The sequence below is a fragment of the Rhizobium leguminosarum genome (assembly GCF_001679785.1).
Taxonomy (GTDB): Bacteria; Pseudomonadota; Alphaproteobacteria; order Rhizobiales; family Rhizobiaceae; genus Rhizobium; species Rhizobium leguminosarum_R.
Window position 1 is genome coordinate 4,549,761 of sequence record NZ_CP016286.1, and the last position, 17,777, is coordinate 4,567,537.

Below are 17,777 nucleotides of genomic sequence, written 5' to 3' on the forward strand. Positions count from 1 at the left end.
CTGCAAGCGTCGCAGCGGCCACATTCTGATGATCCCCGCGATAGGCGGATCATCACCATGGCGGGCATCGCTTTCGATCAGGGCAGACATTCGCGCTCGAAGGCATCTTAGAAAGCCTCGGCATCCGTGCCGCGGCTGTTGAACCGCCTCCGACCGTTCCACCGATTTCAATGATTGATTGATAAGAGAGGAAAGACCATGTCGAGTCACAACGCAGCCCAATACAACGCGGCAAAGTCAGGCACCTTCAAGATCGGCGGCGATATCGAGATCAACCGTCTCGGTTTCGGCGCCATGCGCGTCACCGGCAAGGGCATCTGGGGCGAGCCTTCCGATCATGCCGAATCCATCCGCACGCTGAAGCGCCTGCCGGAACTCGGAGTCAACTTCATCGATACGGCCGATTCCTACGGCCCCGATGTCTCCGAATGGCTGATCAAGGAAGCGCTGCATCCCTATGGCGGCAAGTCTGTCATCGCCACCAAGGGTGGCCTGACCCGCCACGGCCCCGATATCTGGCTGCCCGTCGGCCGTCCGGAATATCTGATCCAGCAGGCGCATAAGAGCTTGCGCAATCTCGGCGTCGAGCAGATCGATCTCTGGCAGCTGCATCGGATCGATCAGAAGGTGCCGGCCAAGGAACAGTTCGATGCGATCAAATCGCTGCTCGATACCGGCCTCATCCGCCATGCGGGTCTGAGCGAAGTATCCGTTGCCGACATCGAGGCCGCCTCGAAGCACTTCAAGGTCGCGACCGTCCAGAACCGCTACAATCTCGTCGACCGCACCAGCGAGGACGTGCTCGATTATTGCACCAAGCACAATATCGGCTTCATCCCGTGGTATCCGCTGGCAGCCGGCGACCTCGCCAAGCCGGGCTCGCTGCTCGATACCATCGCCAAAAAGCACAATGCAGCACCCAGCCAGATCGCACTCGCCTGGGTGCTCAAGCGCAGCCCGGTCATGCTGCCGATTCCCGGCACCTCCAAGGTCAAGCATCTCGAGGAAAACGTCGCCGCCGTCGACATCACCCTCTCGAACGAGGAATTCTCCTCCCTCGACGCCGAGGGAAGCAAGGTCTTCAAGGCTGCTTGATTTGCTGTGACCGCTGCGCCGCTCACCGGGGTCGAGCCGCTCGTTTCGACCCGTCCTTAGGCCCCCGTGAAAAGGGGGCGAGGGGACGTGCCATGCGAGAGGTGGCGAGAAACGGAAAGGTCGCGGCATATCGTCTTCTCCCCTCGGGGAGAAGGTGCCGGCAGGCGGATGAGGGGGCCACACGGCATGCCCTTCCCGTAATAACCTATCCTGCGACCCCGACGATAACACCGTGCCCCGCCCTGAACACGATCGAGACAATGCCGGCACGGTGGAACCCCGTATGAGCGTTGTTGGAAAGACCGGCATCGCCGGCCCCGTCATCCGCCCTACGGGCACCTTCTCCCCGAGGGGAGAAGAGGGAATCGAGAGGTCGCGGAATGTCCGGAGCAGAGAGGCCGCAACTTTCGGCATATTTTTGACCATCCGGTCAAACTTGCTGCAAAATGAGGCGAAGGCCTGTTATTTTGAGGGCAAGCCTTGCATGCAGCGCATTGCTGCATTGCGGTATTTTCGCTGTTCCGAATCAAAAGAATTGGCTATTACTATCTTCGTAAGCAGCGCACTCCTCCTCCCAGCGCTCTTACATCGGACTGACAACACTCCTCCTCCCAGTTGTCAGTCAGGATCAAGAGCCCGGCGCACCTCCTCCCGCGTCGGGCTTTTTTCTTTTTTCCCAAGTCTATATTTTCTCATGCCCAAAAAGGCTTTCACCTCTCGCGGTTTGACTCGGCAAGCCCCGTCGGACTATTTGGACGGGCGCCGCCTGTCCGGTGCGTGAACCGATTGGAGTTGGTCATGATCGGCAAAAGACGCGCCCCGCGCGCGGCCCTGACAGGTCTTCTGATGGCAACGATGGTGCTTTCCGGCTGCGGCGGCAGGCCGGTCGGTGTCATGCAGGCGGCCGGCACCGTGCCGCCCGGCACCTCCAAGGTCGACCTGCTCGTCGCGACGACGCGTGCCGCCGACGACAATCCTGCCGTGCTTTTCTCCGGCGAACGCGGCACAGGGCTCGCCGTCAATGCCGTCGATGTCTCGATCCCGCCGGAAGCCAATCGCAAGGCCGGCCAGGTGCAATGGCCAAGCCGCCTGCCGGCCGATCCGCTGCGCGATTTCGTCACCGTCTCCGTCGATCCGCTGGAAGGCGAGCGGGCCGGCGAGACCTGGCTGAAGACCCACATGCCGAAGAGCCGCCGGGTACTGGTCTTCGTCCACGGCTTCAACAATCGTTATGAGGATGCCGTCTACCGCTTCGCGCAGATCGTCCACGATTCACATGCCGACGTTGCCCCCGTGGTCTTCACCTGGCCGTCGCGCGGCAGCATCTTCGATTATAATTACGACAAGGAAAGCACCAACTATTCCCGCGATGCGCTGGAGGAACTGCTGACCCGCACCGCCGCCAATCCGGCTGTCAGCGACATCACCATCATGGCGCATTCGATGGGCACCTGGCTGACCGTCGAAGCGCTCAGGCAGATGGCGATCCGCAAAGGTCATGTCGCACCGAAGATCAACAATGTCATCCTTGCCTCGCCGGATCTCGATGTCGATGTCTTCGGCCGCCAGTTCGCGAGCCTCGGCAAGGAAAGGCCGCACTTCACCATATTCGTCTCGCAGGACGATCGGGCTCTGGCGCTGTCGCGGCGCATCTCCGGCAATGTCGACCGGCTCGGCCAGATCGATCCTTCCGTCGAACCCTATCGCAGCAAGCTCGAGGCGGCCGGCATCACCGTACTCGACCTCACCAAGCTCAAGGGCGGCGACCGGCTGAACCACGGCAAGTTCGCCGAAAGCCCTGAAGTGGTGAAGCTGATCGGCGACCGGCTGATTGCCGGCCAGACGATCACCGATTCCAATGTCGGCCTCGGTGAGGCCGTCGGCGCCGTTGCGATGGGCGCTGCCCAGACCGCCGGCAGTGCCGTCAGTGTTGCCGTCAGCACGCCGATAGCGATCTTCGATCCGCGGACCCGGCGCAACTACGACGCCCAGCTGAAGCGTCTCGGCCAGTCGATGAACAATACCGTCGGTTCGGTCGGCGACAGCGTCGGCGCCGGCCTGCCGGCAAGCCAGTAAAAATTCCACAGAGCAATTCCAGCAAAAGTGCACAGCGGTTTTGCGTTTCGGAATTGCGAAAAGCAAAGAGATAGGGAATTTCCGTGATGCGGAGAAAACGGAAATTCTCTAGGCATCGCATCTTGATGTGATATATCAGACTCACGACGGCACCTCTGTCTGCCGTGCGATGGGTTGATGGCATGGCGGATGAGACGAAGAAGAGGGTGGTTGTCGTCGGCGCGGGCGTGATCGGCGCCTCGATCGCTTTCGCGCTGCAGCGGCGCGGCCTTGAGGTGACGCTGATCGACAAGGGCGAACCGGGTCGCGGCACCTCTTTCGGCAATATGGCAAGCATCGCGCTCGATTTTGCCGCCGGTTCCGGTCCTTCGACATGGAAAAAAATCCCCGGCTGGCTACTCGATCCGGAAGGCCCGGTCTGGCTGCGTCCCTCTTATGCCGCCAGGATGCTGCCCTGGTTCCTGCGCTTCCTCGCCGCCGGCCGGCCCTCGCGTCTCCGAGAGATCGAGGATGCCGGCATGAGTCTCTCCAACCGCGCGCTCGGCGATTTCAGGCAGATGCTCCAGGCGATCGGCGCGCCCGAGTTGATGACCGAGGAGGGCTGTCTGGCGATCTACGAGACCGAGGCGGAATTTGCCGCCGATCGCGGCCATCTCGCCATGATGCAGCGCTACGGCCTTGAATTCGAGGTTTTGAGCAACGGCGCCATCCAACATTACGAACCCACTTTGTCGCCGGCGATCGCCAAAGCCGTGCTGCTCCCCGACAACAAGTCGATCCGCGACCCCTACAAGCTGGTGGTCAAACTCGCCGACGCCGCAAAGGCAGCGGGCGCGACTTTCGTCTCCGGCGCCGTCAGGAACATCGAGAGCAGGGGTGACGGCACGGCCGTCGTTCTCCTTGAGGATGGCAGGCGTATCGAGGCGGATTCGGTCGTGCTTGCCGCCGGCGTCCACACCCGTTTCCTCGCCGAAAAGCTCGGCGAGCCGATCCCGCTCGAAACCGAGCGCGGCTATCACACGCAGATCATGAAGCCCGGCATCGCGATGCGCTATTCGGTGATCTGGCCACATCGCGCCTTCATGGTGACGCCGACGGCGGGCGGTATCCGGGTCGGCGGCAATATCGAACTCGCCGGCCTCGATGCCGCTCCGGATTTCCGCCGCCCGCGGGTGCTGATGCGCCATGCCCAGCGTGCGCTGCCAGGCCTCAAGGTCGAGGAGACGACGGAATGGATGGGGCATCGTCCGGCGCTGCCCGATACGATCCCGATCATTTCGCCCTCGTCGAAGATGCCGGGCGTTTTTTATGCGACCGGCCACGGCCATCTCGGCCTGACCTTTTCGGCAACGACAGCGCTGGTGATCGCCGATATGGTGACCGGGCTCAAACCATCCCTCGACATGACTCCGTTCCGCATAGACCGTTATTAGGAGGCTCCGATGTCCGAAACCACCAAACCCGTAGCGCTGATCACCGGCGGCGGCCGCGGCATGGGTGAGGCAATCGCCCGCGAGCTCTCCGCGCAGGGCTATCGGCTGGCGCTGATGTCGCCGTCGGAAAGCTGTGAGAAGCTGGCTGCCGAACTTGGCGGCGTCGCCTCGCGCGGCGTGGCCGAAAAGGCCGAGGATCTGAAGGCGATCTTCGACCTGACGATGAAGGCCTATGGCCGCATCGACGCCGTCGTCAACCTGAGCGGCCATCCGCCGAAGGGCGACCTGCTCGATATATCGGACGAGAACTGGACGCTCGGATCCGACATGATGATCCTGTCGCTGGTACGCATGGCCCGCCTGGTGACGCCGGTCATGCTGAAGCAGGGCAAGGGCGCCTTCGTCAACATCACCACTTTCGCGGCCTACGAGCCGTCGCTGGTCTTCCCGGTTTCCTGCACCTACCGCGCCGCTGCCGGCGCCTTCACCAAGCTTTATTCCGATCGTTATGCGGCCGACAATATCCGCATGAACTGCATCCTGCCGGGTTATATCGATAGCCTGAACCACAAGCCCGAGACCGCCGATAAGGTGCCGATGAAGCGCATCGGCCATGTGGAGGAGATCGCCAAGACCGCGGCCTTCCTGCTCTCCGACGGCGCGGGTTATATCACCGGCCAGAATATTCGCGTCGATGGCGGCGTCACCCGTCACGTCTGATCTGGAGTTTTCTTATATGAGATGGAAGCGCACGATCCAGCTGCTGGATGTCCACGCCGAAGGCGAGATCGGCCGCGTCGCGATCGGCGGCGTGCCGAAGATCCCCGGCGATACCATTGCCGCCCAGCTGCATTGGCTGAACACCGATCCGAAGGGCGACGAGCTCCGCCGCTTCCTTTGCCTGGAACCGCGCGGCGCGCCCATCGGCTCGGTCAACCTGCTGCTGCCGGCACGGCACCCGGAGGCGGACGCCGCCTTCATCATCCTGCAGCCCGACCAGGCGCATGCGAGTTCCGGCTCGAACTCGATCTGCGTCACCACGGCGCTTCTCGAATCCGGCATCGTCGAAATGAAGGAGCCGGAGACGATCGTCACGCTCGAAACCGCCGCCGGCCTCGTCAAGGCGACGGCGACCTGCCGCGACGGACGCTGCGAGAAGGTCAAGCTCACCATGGTGCCCTCCTTCGTCCATGAGCTGGACGTCGGGATCGACACGCCGCATTGGGGAAGGATCAAGGCCGATATCTGCTATGGCGGCATCTTCTATGCGCTTGTTGATGTCGGCCAGATCGGTCTGACGATCGAGAAGGCCAATGCCGCCGGTCTCGTCCAGGCCGGCATGATCCTCAAGGAGCTGATCAATCGCGACATCAAGGTCGTCCATCCCGAGATCCCGGCGATCTCGGGCGTCGCCTATGTGATGTTCCGCGATACGGAAGCCGATGGCACGGTGCGCACCTGCACCACCATGTGGCCGGGCCGAGCCGACCGCTCGCCCTGCGGCACCGGCAATTCCGCCAATCTCGCCACTCTTTATGCCCGCGGCAAGGCCAAGGTCGGCGACGTCTTCACCTCGAAATCGATCATCGGCTCCGAATTCGAAGTCGGCCTCCAGGCTGTGACGGAGGTGGCCGGCCGCCCCGCCGTCATCCCCACCATCACCGGCCGCGGCTTCACCTTCGGCCTGACCCAGGTAGCCCTCGACCCCTTCGACCCGCATCCGAACGGTTTTGCGCTGACGGATGTCTGGGGACCGGCCGCCGGCGAGATTTGATCGGTTGGATGCCCTCATCCGACTGCCGCCACCTTGCCTCGGTCGAGCCACCGGTCTCGACCCGTCCTTCCGACTCCCGCAAACGGGGCGAAGGGATATGTCGCGACGTCTCGATTCCCTCTTCTCCCCAGCGGGGAGAAGGTGCCCGTAGGGCGGATGAGGGGGCCGCCGAAGCCGGTCTTTTCAACAACGCCCGGGCGGCATCGACCATGTCGGTATCGTCTTGCATGTTCAGCGCGCTTGCCGTCGGCGTGGCAGGATAGATTATTACGGCAAGGGCGTGCCGTGTGGCCCCCTCATCCGCCTGCCGGCACCTTCTCCCCGAGGGGAGAAGAGGATATGCGGCGGACCTCTCCGTTCCTGGCCTGCCTTTCGCATGGCACGTCCGCTCACTGTCAACAGATCTTAGGCCCGACCCGCCTAAAACCGTCTCGTTGTAGAGGGAGCCAAGCCGCGGACACAGGAGCATCCGCGTAACGATATTCGAAACGCGATCAACCTTGCCTGCGTTCAGCATCCCCGGTTCGTGTGTCCCAACCCAGCATGGCCAGCTCGGCCACTGCCTCCAGCTCGCCGCGGGTCGCTCCGTCGCGGGCCAGGATCGACATGCCGTTCTGAACGGTCTGCACGAAGCGGGCAAGGGCGTGGACGTCGGTCGAGGCTGGAATTTCGCCTTCTGATATCGCCTGGTTCAGGCGCGCCTTTAAGCGGTCGAGCGTGATGGCGCGGGCAGTTCGCACGAGTTCGCCGAGTTCCGCGTGGCCCTCGCTGCCGACCGAGGAGAGCGTCACCATGCAGCCGCGGGGAATATCCGCGACACAGCCGGTCAGGGCAGCGGCCGAATCCATCAGCAACGACATCACCGCTTCACGCGCCGTGCCCGCGGAGAAGAAGCCTGCCCAGACGAGCGCCTCGTTGTTATCGCGATAGTGGCGCAGCGCCTCGGCATAGAGCGCCTCCTTCGAACCGAATGCCGCGTAAAGGCTCGGCGATCCGATCCCCATCGCCTCGGTGAGATCGGCGATCGAGGTCGCCTCGAAGCCCTTGATCCAGAACAGGCGGGTCGCCTGTGCCAAGGCTGCTTCCCGGTCGAACGCCCGGGGCCGCCCGCGACTGCGGGCAGGGGTTTCATTGACGTTCGACATCTCGTCCGATTTTTGCATCGATCATTATATAAAGCCATTGACACCCCATCGCAATGTGCCTAGCTAATTATATGTCGATCACTACAGAAAGAGAAGATCATGACAGAACTGGCTGGAAAGCGTGCCCTCGTCACCGGTGGCTCGCGCGGCATTGGCGCCGCCATCGCATTGGCGCTTGCCGACAAAGGCGCCGATGTTGCCATCACCTATGAGCGTTCGGCCGATCGCGCCGCCGAAGTCGTGCGGGCGATCGAGCGCAAGGGCCGCAAAGCGCTTACCATCCAGGCCGACAGCGCCGATCCGGCGGCCGTGAAGCGCTCGGTCGACGAGGCGGCGCAGGCACTTGGCGGTCTCGACATTCTCGTCAACAATGCCGCAATCGCACTTTACGGTGCGATCGCCGACGTCAGCGTCGAGCAGATCGATGCGCTGCTTGATGTCAATGTGCGGTCGCCTCTGCTCGCTTCCCAGGCCGCCATTCCCTATCTGCAGGCCGGGGGCCGCGTCATCACCATCGGCTCGGTCGGCGCCGAACGCATCGTCGGTGACACCGGCACGGTCTATTACATGACAAAATCCGCGCTCCACTCATTTACCCGCGGCCTCGCGCGGGAACTCGGATCTCGCGACATCACGGTAAACCTCGTCCAGCCGGGTTCGACCGACACCGATATGAATCCCGCCAATGGCGACTTCGCCGACTTCCAGCGCGCCCTGATTCCACTTGGCCGTTATGGCGAGCCGGAAGATGTGGCGGCGGCTGTGGCTTTCCTCGCAAGCCCTGCTGCAAGGCACATCACCGGAACCATCCTCACGGTGGATGGCGGCTTGAATACCTGAAGTGGAGTCTGTTGCCTGCAAAAGAGGGGCGTCGACAGATGTCGGTCCCTCTTTTCGCCCCGATGGGGAGCGCCGGGCGCGGGCATCAGCCAGACGGAGTGACGGCCGCGAGCGTATCGGCGAGCCTGTGGCCGGGCGTGGCGGTCGCGTGCAATGCGCGCTCCGCGTAGCTGTGCAGCAGCGCGGGATCGTCGATCACATGTGCAGGAACGGCGTAGTAGCGGCGAACCGTCACCTCCCGGCCGGTAGCGCGGTAGCTGAATGGTTCGCAGCCATCTGCCTCGAACTCCGCGCGCATCGCTGCGTCGACGCGGAGATACAAAGTGCCCTTCATGACGAACCCGAACTGCGCGCCGTTGCGGACAAGGGCGGAGCCGCCGAAGAAGCGCCTGATATCGATGCAGCCGGCTGGGGCGATCTGGCTTGCAAAGTCGAGCGCCAGCTGGCGTGTCGCCTCGCTACTCATGGTGCCGCTCCGCCAGAGGATCGAAGAAGCCGGTGATCGCGCCGAGCCGGCCATTGGAAATCACCCCGAAGCTCGTGCCGGTCTGCAAGATCCTCTCGTCTTCGTGGCGCAGTGACCAGCGCGCCAGCGAACGTTCATTATGGTGAAGGACGCTTGATATCTCGAACCGGGTTAGCGGCATGCTCTCCTTGAAGCCCGCCATGTAAGCCGAGAGACCGGCGCGCCCCGCAATCGTTCCATTCGGGTCGCAATAGGTCACATCGTCAGCGAGGCAAGCCAGCATTTCCGGCTCGCGAGCGGAAGCATCCAGCGACCAGATGGCTGCATATCGATTCCAAAGGGCCTCAGGTGTCATGACATCGTCTCCAGTTGATTGAATTCGTCTTCTATCGCTTGCCGCAGGCCGGCCTTGTCGTCACCGCCGCGAATGAGCACGAGGAGGCCCTGATAGCAGGCGAGAAGGCGGGTGGCTATCCTGTCCGCTTTGGCTCCATCACCGTCCCGAGCGACGGTCGACGCCTCGGTGAGCCTTGAGCGGAATGTGGTGCGAAGGAGGCCGAGCGCTGCTTCGACACGGGGATGCGGACTGGCACCACCGCCAAATTCCACCGCCATGTTGGTGATTAGGCAGCCGAGCGAGCCATCGTCGGGCTCATGCAGGAGCGAAAGGAATAATTCGCGCAAGCCTTTAAGCCCGCTTCCGGGCGGCGCAAACCGCTCGATCCGTCCCTCCAGCACCGTCCGGTTGTAATGCCCGAACGCCGCGTCGAAGAGGCCGGCCTTGTCGCCGAAAGCGTGATAGATGCTTCCGCCTTTGAGCCCGGTCGCCTCCTCGAGATCCCGGATCGACGCCCCTTGATAGCCGTGCTTGCGAAAGATGTGCATCGCCCCCGTCAGCACCGCCTCCTCATCGAATTCCCGCGTTCGGCCCATCGCCACTCCGATTCTTTATCGATTGTTCTAGAATAAATGATCAAGAATTCAAATGCAACGGTCTCCGTGACTTTCGGCGAGAATCTCGCCTGGTCGAGCTCAGTCATCGCCGGCGAGCGCGGGATCGGCATGTACCGAGGAGCGATTCGGGCTCATGAGAACTTTGAAGTGAGAATAGACCATCCCGACCGTGGTGATCTTTGCACCCTTCCTGGCTGGAACGTTCCGCGTACCAGCCTGCGGGAGATCGCGTTTGATGCGGCTGAGAAAAATTCCGCTTGACAGCTTTGATGACGAGTATCATTAATCCTATTATGATGATGGTTGTCATTAAAAGGTAGGGCGACCGAAGCTGCGTGCTTTCCCTCTGACCCAACCCTGCCGGTTCGGGCCGGATATTGGAGTAAACGATGAACACTTCTGTAAGATATCTTCGGTCTGCCACGTGTTATGCCGAGGCGCCCAATCTCTGGATCAATGTTGGGGAAACCCCTTTTGCCTATCGCGACCTCGGCCCCCAAGGCGGCGTCCCGGTCATTCTTCTCAACCATTGGGGCGCGGTGCTGGACAATTTCGATCCCCGGATTGTCGATGGTCTCGCCACCAGGCATCACGTAATCGCCACCAATTACAGGGGTATCGGCGCCTCAGGCGGTACGGCCCCTTTGACCATAGACGAGATGGCGCGCGACACCATCGCGTTGATCCGAGCGCTTGGGTTCAAAAAGGTCGATTTGCTTGGGTTTTCTCTCGGGGGATTTGTCGCGCAGGACATCACGCTGAAAGCCCCCGATCTCGTGCGCAAACTTATTTTAGCCGGTACGGGTCCCGCCGGAGGCCGGGGTATCGAGAAGGTCGGAGCGGTATCCTGGCCACTCATTATCAAAGGTCTGCTGACTGCGCGCGACCCAAAAACCTATCTGTTCTTCACGTCCACTGCCAATGGTCGCCGGGCCGCGAAAGCATTTCTGGATCGGCTGAAAGAGCGGAAGGCGGGAAGGGACAAGGGGCCGACGCCAAGGGCCTTCCTGCGGCAACTCAAGGCGATCAAAGCCTGGGGGCGGCAGGCGCCTCAGGATCTCGGCCGTATCGATGTCCCGGTCCTGATCGCCAATGGCGACAATGATATCATGGTCCCGACCGTCAACAGCACCGATATGGCCCGGCGCATCCCCGGGGCGGAACTGGTTATCTATCAAGACGCCGGGCATGGCGGTATTTTCCAGAACCACGCCGATTTCGTGCCGAAGGCTTTGTCCTTCCTTGGCGCCTGACGTCGCAATAGAATTCGAATTGGAGAGGCCCGTGAAGGCATTCGTCGTTGATAAATACAAGAAGAAGGGCGCTCTGCGTCTCGCCAACCTGCCCGAACCGGAATTGCAGGACAATGATCTCCTCGTCCGGATTCAGGCCACGGCCGTAAACCTCCTGGACTCCAAGGTCAGGGATGGAGAATTCAAGCTTATTCTTCCCTATCGCCCACCCTTCGTCCTGGGGCACGACGTTGCCGGAACGGTTGTCAAAGCCGGATCCAGGGTCAGGCGGTTCAAGGTGGGCGATCAGGTCTATGCACGGCCGCGCGATCATCGGGTCGGTACATTCGCCGAATTCATTGCCGTCGATGAAGCCGACGTGGCGCTGAAGCCAAACAACCTCAGCATGACGGAAGCGGCGTCCATCCCGCTGGTGGGGCTGACCGCGTGGCAGGCGCTGGTCGAGGTGGGCAAGGTGAAGCCCGGCCAGAAAGTCTTCATTCAGGCCGGTTCCGGCGGGGTCGGGACTTTCGCCATTCAGCTCGCCAAGCATCTTGGCGCGACCGTTGCGACGACGACGAGTGCTGGCAATGCCGAGCTGGCCAGAAGCCTCGGGGCGGATGTGGTGATCGACTACAAGGCACAGGATTTCGAGAAGGTCTTGTCGGGTTACGATCTCGTGCTGAACAGTCAGGATCCAAAGACGCTCGAAAAATCTCTGGGCGTGCTGAAGCCGGGCGGCCAGCTCATTTCCATTTCCGGTCCGCCCGATCCCGCATTCGCCGGGGAACTCGGCCTGAACCTGTTTCTGAAACTGGTGCTGCGCCTGCTCAGTCGAGGGGTTCGGAAAAAGGCCAAGCGCCTTGGCATCCGGTACTCGTTCCTGTTCATGCGGGCCGAAGGGCAGCAATTGGGTCAAATCACCTCGCTGATCGAATCGGGCGCGATCCGCCCGGTCGTCGACAAGGTGTTCCCGTTTGAGAAGACCGGGGATGCGCTGGCCTATGTCGAGACTGGGCGTGCGAAGGGCAAGGTGGTCATCACGGTCGCCGACTAACCCGCAGAGACCTCAGCGGCTCACCGGATTTTCATGATTTCTGCGACGCTGGCTGCATCGAAACCCTTCGCCCGGAACAGCCGGCCAGCGATCTCGTGGATCCGTCGGTGGTTCTCGATCATCCCTTCCCAGCCGACTTTACGCCTATCCGCCAACACACGCGTTCAACGCAATTCAAGGAGCTGACAGCATTGCATATATTGAAACAATCGGCCGTTTTCGCCCTCGCCACCGTTGCGGCACTCATGTCATCGGCGGCATGGGCGGACAATAGCTCGCCTGTTGGCTTGTGGCGGAATGTCGATGACGTCAGCGGCAAGCCGAGGGCCTTGGTCCGAATTACGGAGTCAAACGGCACATTGCAGGGAAGGGTCGAAAAAGTCTTTCTCGGCCCGAACGAAAGCCCGACCTGCGCGAAATGCGAAGGCGCGCTCAAGAACGCGCCGGTCGTTGGCTTGGTCATCCTGAGCGGCCTGAAGAAGGACGGCGACGAATATACCGGCGGCCAGATTCTCGATCCGGACAATGGCAAGGTCTACAGCAGCAAGATTTCCGTCACCAACGGCGGCAAGAAGCTCAACGTGCGCGGCTTTATCGGCGTGTCATTGCTCGGACGTTCACAGGTCTGGGAACGTCAGCAATAATTTCTAACTCTTGGTGAAAGTGACACATGACCAACAAGACACTCTTTGAGCCCTCGGTACTCGGCTCCCTCACGCTCTCCAACCGCATCGTCATGGCGCCATTGACGCGCAACAGAGCGGGCGCCGGGTTTGTGCCGGGCGATCTCATTGCCGAATATTATGCGCAACGGGCCTCGGCAGGCCTGATCATCTCGGAGGCGACCCAGATTTCGCAGCAGGGTCAAGGCTACCAGGACACGCCCGGCATCTACACAGAGGCGCAGGTCGACGGCTGGCGGAAGGTGACCGGCGCGGTGCATGCCAAGGGCGGCCACATCTTCCTGCAGCTCTGGCATGTCGGTCGGGTATCGCATGTCGACCTGCAGCCGGATGGGCAGCCCCCGGTGGCGCCTTCCGCCATCAGGGCCGAAACCAAGACGTTTGTGAACAATGCTTTCGTCGATGTATCCGAACCGCGCGCCCTCGAACCGGGCGAGATCCCCGGCATTATCGAGGATTTCCGTCGCGCCGCCGCCAATGCGATTGCCGCCGGTTTCGATGGTGTCGAAGTTCACGGCGCCAACGGCTACCTGCTCGACCAGTTCGCCAGGGATGGATCGAACACCCGCACCGACGCTTATGGCGGGTCGATCGAAAACCGCGCCCGGCTGACGCTAGAGGTGACGGCCGCGGTCATCGAGGAAGTCGGCGCGCAGCGAACCGGCGTTCGGATTTCGCCGGTGTCGCCGGCCAACGGGATCTCCGCAACCGATCCGCAGGCGCAGTTCAACTACATCGTCGAGAGGCTTGACGAGATGGGTATTGCCTACCTCCATGTCGTCGAAGGCGCGACGGGCGGGCCGCGCGACGTTGCACCCTTCGACTATGAGGCGCTTCGCTGCAAGTTCAAGAACACCTACATCGCCAATAACGGCTACGATCTGGACCTTGCCACGGCTAGGCTGGAGCAGGGACTGGCGGATTTGTTCGCTTTCGGCAGGCCGTTCATCGCCAACCCGGATCTTATCGAGCGCCTGAGGGCCGGTGCACCGCTGGCCAATCTCGATATGGTGACACTCTATGGAGGAGGTGCTGCGGGCTACACCGACTATCCCACCATGGCCGCGCCGGTCGACGCCTGACTGCATAGGGCCGCGCATGCGCGGCCCTATTACTTGCGCGCGTGATTTCCGATGGCATCACGGCAGTCGGCCCGGCAGGCATCCAGGATTTCATCCGCCAGGGAAGAATTGTCCGGGCAGGCTCTCGAAAGGACGATGGCGCCCACGGCCTGAGCAAGGAGGCTGATCGTCAGGGCGCGCGATCCGGCGGCGGAGGCGTGATCTCGCACCATGTCGCCCTCGAACGTGCTGAGCAGGTTTTCGATCCCTGCGGCAAAAGCCGATCTCGTCTCATCCGGCTGCCGTGCCGCTTCGCAACTCAGTGCCGCGGCGGGACATCCCTGGCCGCGCGCATCCCGGTGCTCCCGCGAGATATAGGCTTCGATGGCGGCAAGCGCATCATATCCTGCGTAGCGTTCCGCGGTCTCGCCGAAACCCCTGGCGGTCGCCGCTGCAATCAGCTCCTCCTTGGATCGGAAGTGGTTGTAGAAGCCGCCATGCGTGAGCCCGGCCCGCTCCATCAGTTCCGCCACCGCCACGCCATCGTACCCGCGCTCGCGAAACAGTTCTGAAGCGATGGTGATAATCCGCTCGTAGTTTTCCTGCTTTTTTTCCTTCGTGATCCGCACTTCGCAGCCCTTTCGACGGCCATGCCTAAACTATGATGTCGTGTGTCATTATAGCTTGACTTATTGATGACGTATATCATTAATAATGTCAACGAACATCAGGATCACATCAAGGCAGAGACGCACCTGACGGCATCCAACCCGCTGTAAAGGCGTCACAGTCGTCGCGAAGCGGAGGGGAGTATGTTTGAGGGTTTTGAAAGCGGCCGGATTGCCGTCGATGGCGTGGAGATTGCTTATGTCGCTGCGGGTGCGGGAGAGCCGCTGCTGATGCTGCACGGCTTTCCGCAGACCAAGGCACTTTGGGCACGGATCGCACCGGAGCTGGTCGCGCTTGGCTATCGGGTGATCTGTGCAGATTTGCGCGGTTATGGCGCCTCCGACAAACCACCGGCTCGCGCTGATCTGGCCAACTACAGCTTCCGCGCCATGGCAGCCGATCAGCTCGGTTAGATGAAAACGCTTGGACACGAGCGGTTTCACCTCGTGGGTCACGACCGCGGTGCCCGGGTGGCGCACAGGCTGGCTCTCGACCATCCTGCGGCTGTGGCGAGCGTCACTCCGATGGACATCGTGCCGACGGCGGTGATGCTAGGCGACCTGCGCCGCGAGGTCGCTCAAAGCTACTGGCACTGGTTCTTCCTCGCTCAACCCGCGCCCTTCCCGGAGCGAATGATCGAAGCCAATCCCGATCTCTTTTATGAAACCTGCCTGTTTGGCTGGGGCGCAGCGGGCCTGCAGGATTTCGACGCCAAACAGCTCGCTGCCTACCGGGCTTCCTGGCATGATGCCAAGGCGATTGCCGGCGGCTGCAACGATTACCGTGCGGCGCTGGCCGTCGATCTCGCCCACGATCTGGCGGAGCAAGGGAGGCGTATATCGGCGCCTGCGCTGATCCTGTACGGCGCCGCTGGCGCGATGGCCAAACTCTATGATCTTCCAGCCACCTGGGCGGATCGCTGCACGACCATGGACGCTTGCGCTGTACCGGGCGGGCATTTTTTCCCAGACTCCGCGCCGGCCGAGGTTACAGAACAAGTGGCTGCGTTTCTTGGGCGTCATGCCTTTACCCCTGTGTCGGAGTAAGGCGGGACGATTGCAGCGGCGCGCCGTCACGCTGTAAAACTTTGAACTGCTGCCTCGAGCAGCTCTCCGAGCGCCTGCGATATCACGCTCCAGCGGAACGGCCGGTCGGCCAGGTGGACAGGAGCGCCAGGCGGAGGGCTTCCTTGTTGCCGAATGCAGAATAGAAGCCAGGCCTCTCTATGCCGGCAGCCTCGGTCAGGTCGGTATAGGAGGCGCCCTCGTAGCCCTTGCGCCAAAAGACGCATAGGCGAAAAGTGAGGAATTGATAGGCGCGAACACAGCCGCCATTTGAAGTCGGTAAGCTCGTGTCGGCTCTGATTCAGAGCCGACATATCGCGGCCCCCATCAACCGCGTTGCAAAATTCTGGCGCTGACCTGGCCTGTGGCAAGCTTCTCGGCCGGCGCTGGCCTGCCAAGCAGATAGCCTTGGCCGATGTCGCAACCCAGCTCCTGAAGCCGCTGAAGCTGGCTCTCCTCTTCGATACCCTCGGCCGTTATCGTCACGCCAAGTCCCACACCGAGAGCGATGATCGCCTTGATCACCTTGTCTTGCTTATCGTCGGTTTCGAATGAAGAGACGAAACTCCTGTCGATCTTGATCTTGTCGAACCGGTAGTTGGATAGCTGTGAGAGGCTGGAATAACCTGTTCCAAAGTCGTCGAGAGCAATCCCGACGCCGGCATTCACCAGATCATCGAGGACGATTCGTGCCGTAACGGCGTCCTGGATGATGGCGCTCTCCGTCACTTCCAGCTCGACCCGGTGCGCGGGCAGACCGACATCGCCCAATATCTTGAGAATTCTGAGCCCCAGTAACCGATCGCTCAGTTGGATCGGAGAAAGGTTGAACGACAGGACGAGTTCACTTGGCCAGGAAAGCGCATCGGTGCAGGCGTGGCGAAGCAGTTGATCGGTCAATTCGACGATCAGACCGGCTTCCTCCGCCACCGGAATGAAGTCGTTCGGTGGGATGAATTCGCCGGAGGCCGTCTTCCAGCGTGCCAGCGCCTCGAAGCCGATAATCCTATTCGTTTTCAGGTCCACGAGCGGTTGATAGTAGGGAACGATCTCGGCCTTCTTGATGGCTGCTCTCAGATCCGCTTCCAGCCGGATCCGCTTCGCCAACTCGTCCTGCATCGAAGGCACGAAGGGCTTCACCAGATTGCGCCCCTGCTTTTTGGCGACATACATCGCACAGTCCGAATGTCGGATGACCTGGCTTAGGTCATCGCCGTTCTCCGGAAAAAGCGCGAAGCCGACACTGGCGCCGAGGTCAACGGCGACGCCATTGAATGTGAAGGGTTTGCGGATCACGGTCACTATGCGGTTCGCCAACGCGACAAGATCGGGATTTCCGGTGCGCCGCGCCAGAACAACGAATTCATCTCCACCAAGGCGGAAAACGTGTTCACGGGGAAAGAGGGAAGAGAGCCGCTGAGCAACAGTCTTCAGCACCGCATCACCGTGATCGTGCCCCAGGAGGTCATTGACCTTCTTGAAGCCGTCGAGATCGATGCTGAACACGGCGTAGGTTTCTTCCCTTTGATCGGTCATCGCCTGCGCGCATAGGGAATCCAGAAACCTGCGGTTAGGCAGTTCGGTCAGCGTGTCGTGACAGGCAATCCAGTCTACGTTCTTTTCGGCCTGCAGCCGGCGATTGACCTCCCTCGAAAGATCCCGGATTCTCAGCGCGGAATAAATGAGCCCGAGAAACCCGGAGATATTGAGGGCGACGAGCGCGTGGTCCAGCGGATAGTCATGATGCTTCTCGATGAACCGATCCAGCCCTTCATGCCATTGGAGGAACCAAGATAGGCAGAAGAGAACCAGGAAGACCGCGAGCCAGGCAACGATCTCCATCTGCGGTCTGGTTGGTTGGATGCGAGGCATATGAACAGGCTCCTGTTGGGTGAAGAGCCGTCATGGCCAGTTTGGAGAACCGCATCGTCCCCGACATGTTTTCAATCAACAGCCGACATGGCTGATGCTCGTATCACCGAATGCCGGGTCGGGCGTTGCAGCTGTTGATCAAGCTGCGCAGCACCGACAAGTCCGTAAGATTGTCTGACCTTCGAAGGTTAATGGCGGGTTGCATTGACGAAGGTGCGGGCGTTTTGCTGCGTGAATTGGATATCTTTCCCGTAAATCGGATGGGGCTTCGATTCCATGGTGTCTGCCGGTCGCCGCTATCTGCCATTCTTCGAACGGCTGAAGAACCCGCCGGAGGATCAGTAGTCCTTCAAAGG

At 61.3% G+C, this 17,777-nt stretch carries 17 protein-coding genes and 2 pseudogenes; 12 read left to right on the top strand and 7 right to left on the bottom strand.

The annotated features are described in order from the left end of the window. The first annotated feature begins 198 nt into the window (after positions 1-198). The 5 genes from BA011_RS22155 to BA011_RS22175 all read left to right on the top strand — a co-directional run bounded on the left by BA011_RS22155 (position 199) and on the right by BA011_RS22175 (position 6,378). The gene (locus BA011_RS22155) at positions 199-1,095 is read left to right on the top strand and encodes an aldo/keto reductase (RefSeq protein WP_065282023.1); all 897 of its coding nucleotides are present in this window, start codon (positions 199-201) and stop codon (positions 1,093-1,095) included. Between the two features lie 798 nt (positions 1,096-1,893). Continuing rightward, positions 1,894-3,171, top strand: a complete 1,278-nt coding sequence (locus BA011_RS22160; protein ID WP_065282024.1) for an alpha/beta hydrolase — start codon at positions 1,894-1,896, stop codon at positions 3,169-3,171. Between the two features lie 182 nt (positions 3,172-3,353). Then, positions 3,354-4,604, top strand: a complete 1,251-nt coding sequence (locus BA011_RS22165) for an NAD(P)/FAD-dependent oxidoreductase (RefSeq protein ID WP_065282025.1) — start codon at positions 3,354-3,356, stop codon at positions 4,602-4,604. A gap of 9 nt (positions 4,605-4,613) precedes the next feature. Further along, positions 4,614-5,324 carry an SDR family oxidoreductase gene (locus BA011_RS22170; protein ID WP_065282026.1) on the top strand — a complete coding sequence of 237 codons (711 nt, stop codon included), beginning with the start codon at positions 4,614-4,616 and terminating at the stop codon, positions 5,322-5,324. 16 nt (positions 5,325-5,340) lie between these two features. Continuing rightward, the gene (locus tag BA011_RS22175) at positions 5,341-6,378 is read left to right on the top strand and encodes a 4-hydroxyproline epimerase (protein ID WP_065282027.1); all 1,038 of its coding nucleotides are present in this window, start codon (positions 5,341-5,343) and stop codon (positions 6,376-6,378) included. A 494-nt stretch (positions 6,379-6,872) separates the two neighbouring features. On the opposite strand, the gene BA011_RS22180 is transcribed toward BA011_RS22175, so the two are convergent. Next, on the bottom strand, positions 6,873-7,541 hold the full coding sequence (locus BA011_RS22180) for a TetR/AcrR family transcriptional regulator (RefSeq protein WP_027666203.1): 669 nt from the start codon (positions 7,539-7,541) through the stop codon (positions 6,873-6,875). An 81-nt stretch (positions 7,542-7,622) separates the two neighbouring features. Between BA011_RS22180 and BA011_RS22185 the strand changes: the two genes are divergently transcribed. Beyond that, on the top strand, positions 7,623-8,363 hold the full coding sequence (locus BA011_RS22185) for an SDR family NAD(P)-dependent oxidoreductase (protein ID WP_065282028.1): 741 nt from the start codon (positions 7,623-7,625) through the stop codon (positions 8,361-8,363). Between the two features lie 85 nt (positions 8,364-8,448). On the opposite strand, the gene BA011_RS22190 is transcribed toward BA011_RS22185, so the two are convergent. From BA011_RS22190 to BA011_RS22200, 3 genes are read right to left on the bottom strand one after another with little or no spacing between them, the layout of a single operon-like run. Next, on the bottom strand, positions 8,449-8,829 hold the full coding sequence (locus tag BA011_RS22190; RefSeq protein WP_065282029.1) for a TfoX/Sxy family protein: 381 nt from the start codon (positions 8,827-8,829) through the stop codon (positions 8,449-8,451). Continuing rightward, positions 8,822-9,184 carry a nuclear transport factor 2 family protein gene (locus tag BA011_RS22195; RefSeq protein ID WP_017958787.1) on the bottom strand — a complete coding sequence of 121 codons (363 nt, stop codon included), beginning with the start codon at positions 9,182-9,184 and terminating at the stop codon, positions 8,822-8,824. Before BA011_RS22195 ends, BA011_RS22190 begins: the two co-directional genes overlap by 8 nt. Further along, positions 9,181-9,762: a TetR/AcrR family transcriptional regulator gene (locus tag BA011_RS22200; RefSeq protein WP_065282030.1), complete on the bottom strand. Its 582-nt coding sequence runs from the start codon at positions 9,760-9,762 to the stop codon at positions 9,181-9,183. Before BA011_RS22200 ends, BA011_RS22195 begins: the two co-directional genes overlap by 4 nt. A 36-nt stretch (positions 9,763-9,798) precedes the next feature. Here BA011_RS22200 and BA011_RS45170 point away from each other — a divergent pair, with 36 nt between their 5' ends. From BA011_RS45170 to BA011_RS22220, 5 genes are all read left to right on the top strand, one after another. After that, positions 9,799-10,044 carry a hypothetical protein gene (locus BA011_RS45170; RefSeq protein ID WP_237352507.1) on the top strand — a complete coding sequence of 82 codons (246 nt, stop codon included), beginning with the start codon at positions 9,799-9,801 and terminating at the stop codon, positions 10,042-10,044. A 128-nt stretch (positions 10,045-10,172) separates the two neighbouring features. Next, positions 10,173-11,036 carry an alpha/beta fold hydrolase gene (locus tag BA011_RS22205; protein WP_065282031.1) on the top strand — a complete coding sequence of 288 codons (864 nt, stop codon included), beginning with the start codon at positions 10,173-10,175 and terminating at the stop codon, positions 11,034-11,036. A 31-nt stretch (positions 11,037-11,067) separates the two neighbouring features. Then, positions 11,068-12,072 carry an NADP-dependent oxidoreductase gene (locus tag BA011_RS22210; RefSeq protein WP_065282032.1) on the top strand — a complete coding sequence of 335 codons (1,005 nt, stop codon included), beginning with the start codon at positions 11,068-11,070 and terminating at the stop codon, positions 12,070-12,072. 191 nt (positions 12,073-12,263) lie between these two features. After that, complete coding sequence (locus BA011_RS22215) at positions 12,264-12,716, top strand: DUF2147 domain-containing protein (protein ID WP_237352509.1); 453 nt, start codon at positions 12,264-12,266, stop codon at positions 12,714-12,716. 26 nt (positions 12,717-12,742) lie between these two features. Then, entirely contained in the window at positions 12,743-13,837 is a 1,095-nt protein-coding gene (locus tag BA011_RS22220; RefSeq protein ID WP_065282033.1) for an alkene reductase, read from the top strand. 29 nt (positions 13,838-13,866) lie between these two features. Here the strand turns inward: BA011_RS22220 and BA011_RS22225 are convergent, their stop codons facing one another. Further along, positions 13,867-14,445 carry a TetR/AcrR family transcriptional regulator gene (locus BA011_RS22225; protein WP_065282034.1) on the bottom strand — a complete coding sequence of 193 codons (579 nt, stop codon included), beginning with the start codon at positions 14,443-14,445 and terminating at the stop codon, positions 13,867-13,869. Between the two features lie 270 nt (positions 14,446-14,715). On the opposite strand from BA011_RS22225, the pseudogene BA011_RS22230 reads away from it, so the two are divergent. After that, positions 14,716-15,531, top strand: a pseudogene (locus BA011_RS22230) (alpha/beta hydrolase). Between the two features lie 121 nt (positions 15,532-15,652). Here the strand turns inward: BA011_RS22230 and BA011_RS41935 are convergent. Then, a pseudogene (locus BA011_RS41935) lies at positions 15,653-15,778 on the bottom strand (TetR/AcrR family transcriptional regulator); the annotation flags it as partial. A gap of 98 nt (positions 15,779-15,876) precedes the next feature. Beyond that, on the bottom strand, positions 15,877-17,421 hold the full coding sequence (locus tag BA011_RS22235) for a putative bifunctional diguanylate cyclase/phosphodiesterase (RefSeq protein WP_065282035.1): 1,545 nt from the start codon (positions 17,419-17,421) through the stop codon (positions 15,877-15,879). Between the last annotated feature and the right edge of the window lie 356 nt (positions 17,422-17,777).

Bases quoted from the DNA above. Each gene is read 5' to 3' on its own strand.
- BA011_RS22155 (WP_065282023.1), top strand. From the start codon at position 199: ATGTCGAGTCACAACGCAGCCCAATACAACGCGGCAAAGTCAGGCACC.
- BA011_RS22175 (WP_065282027.1), top strand. From the start codon at position 5,341: ATGAGATGGAAGCGCACGATCCAGCTGCTGGATGTCCACGCCGAAGGC.
- BA011_RS22170 (WP_065282026.1), top strand. From the start codon at position 4,614: ATGTCCGAAACCACCAAACCCGTAGCGCTGATCACCGGCGGCGGCCGC.
- BA011_RS45170 (WP_237352507.1), top strand. From the start codon at position 9,799: ATGATCAAGAATTCAAATGCAACGGTCTCCGTGACTTTCGGCGAGAAT.
- BA011_RS22190 (WP_065282029.1), bottom strand. From the start codon at position 8,829: ATGAGTAGCGAGGCGACACGCCAGCTGGCGCTCGACTTTGCAAGCCAG.
- BA011_RS22180 (WP_027666203.1), bottom strand. From the start codon at position 7,541: ATGCAAAAATCGGACGAGATGTCGAACGTCAATGAAACCCCTGCCCGC.
- BA011_RS22235 (WP_065282035.1), bottom strand. From the start codon at position 17,421: ATGCCTCGCATCCAACCAACCAGACCGCAGATGGAGATCGTTGCCTGG.
- BA011_RS22205 (WP_065282031.1), top strand. From the start codon at position 10,173: ATGAACACTTCTGTAAGATATCTTCGGTCTGCCACGTGTTATGCCGAG.
- BA011_RS22200 (WP_065282030.1), bottom strand. From the start codon at position 9,762: ATGGGCCGAACGCGGGAATTCGATGAGGAGGCGGTGCTGACGGGGGCG.
- BA011_RS22160 (WP_065282024.1), top strand. From the start codon at position 1,894: ATGATCGGCAAAAGACGCGCCCCGCGCGCGGCCCTGACAGGTCTTCTG.
- BA011_RS22185 (WP_065282028.1), top strand. From the start codon at position 7,623: ATGACAGAACTGGCTGGAAAGCGTGCCCTCGTCACCGGTGGCTCGCGC.
- BA011_RS22165 (WP_065282025.1), top strand. From the start codon at position 3,354: ATGGCGGATGAGACGAAGAAGAGGGTGGTTGTCGTCGGCGCGGGCGTG.
- BA011_RS22195 (WP_017958787.1), bottom strand. From the start codon at position 9,184: ATGACACCTGAGGCCCTTTGGAATCGATATGCAGCCATCTGGTCGCTG.
- BA011_RS22220 (WP_065282033.1), top strand. From the start codon at position 12,743: ATGACCAACAAGACACTCTTTGAGCCCTCGGTACTCGGCTCCCTCACG.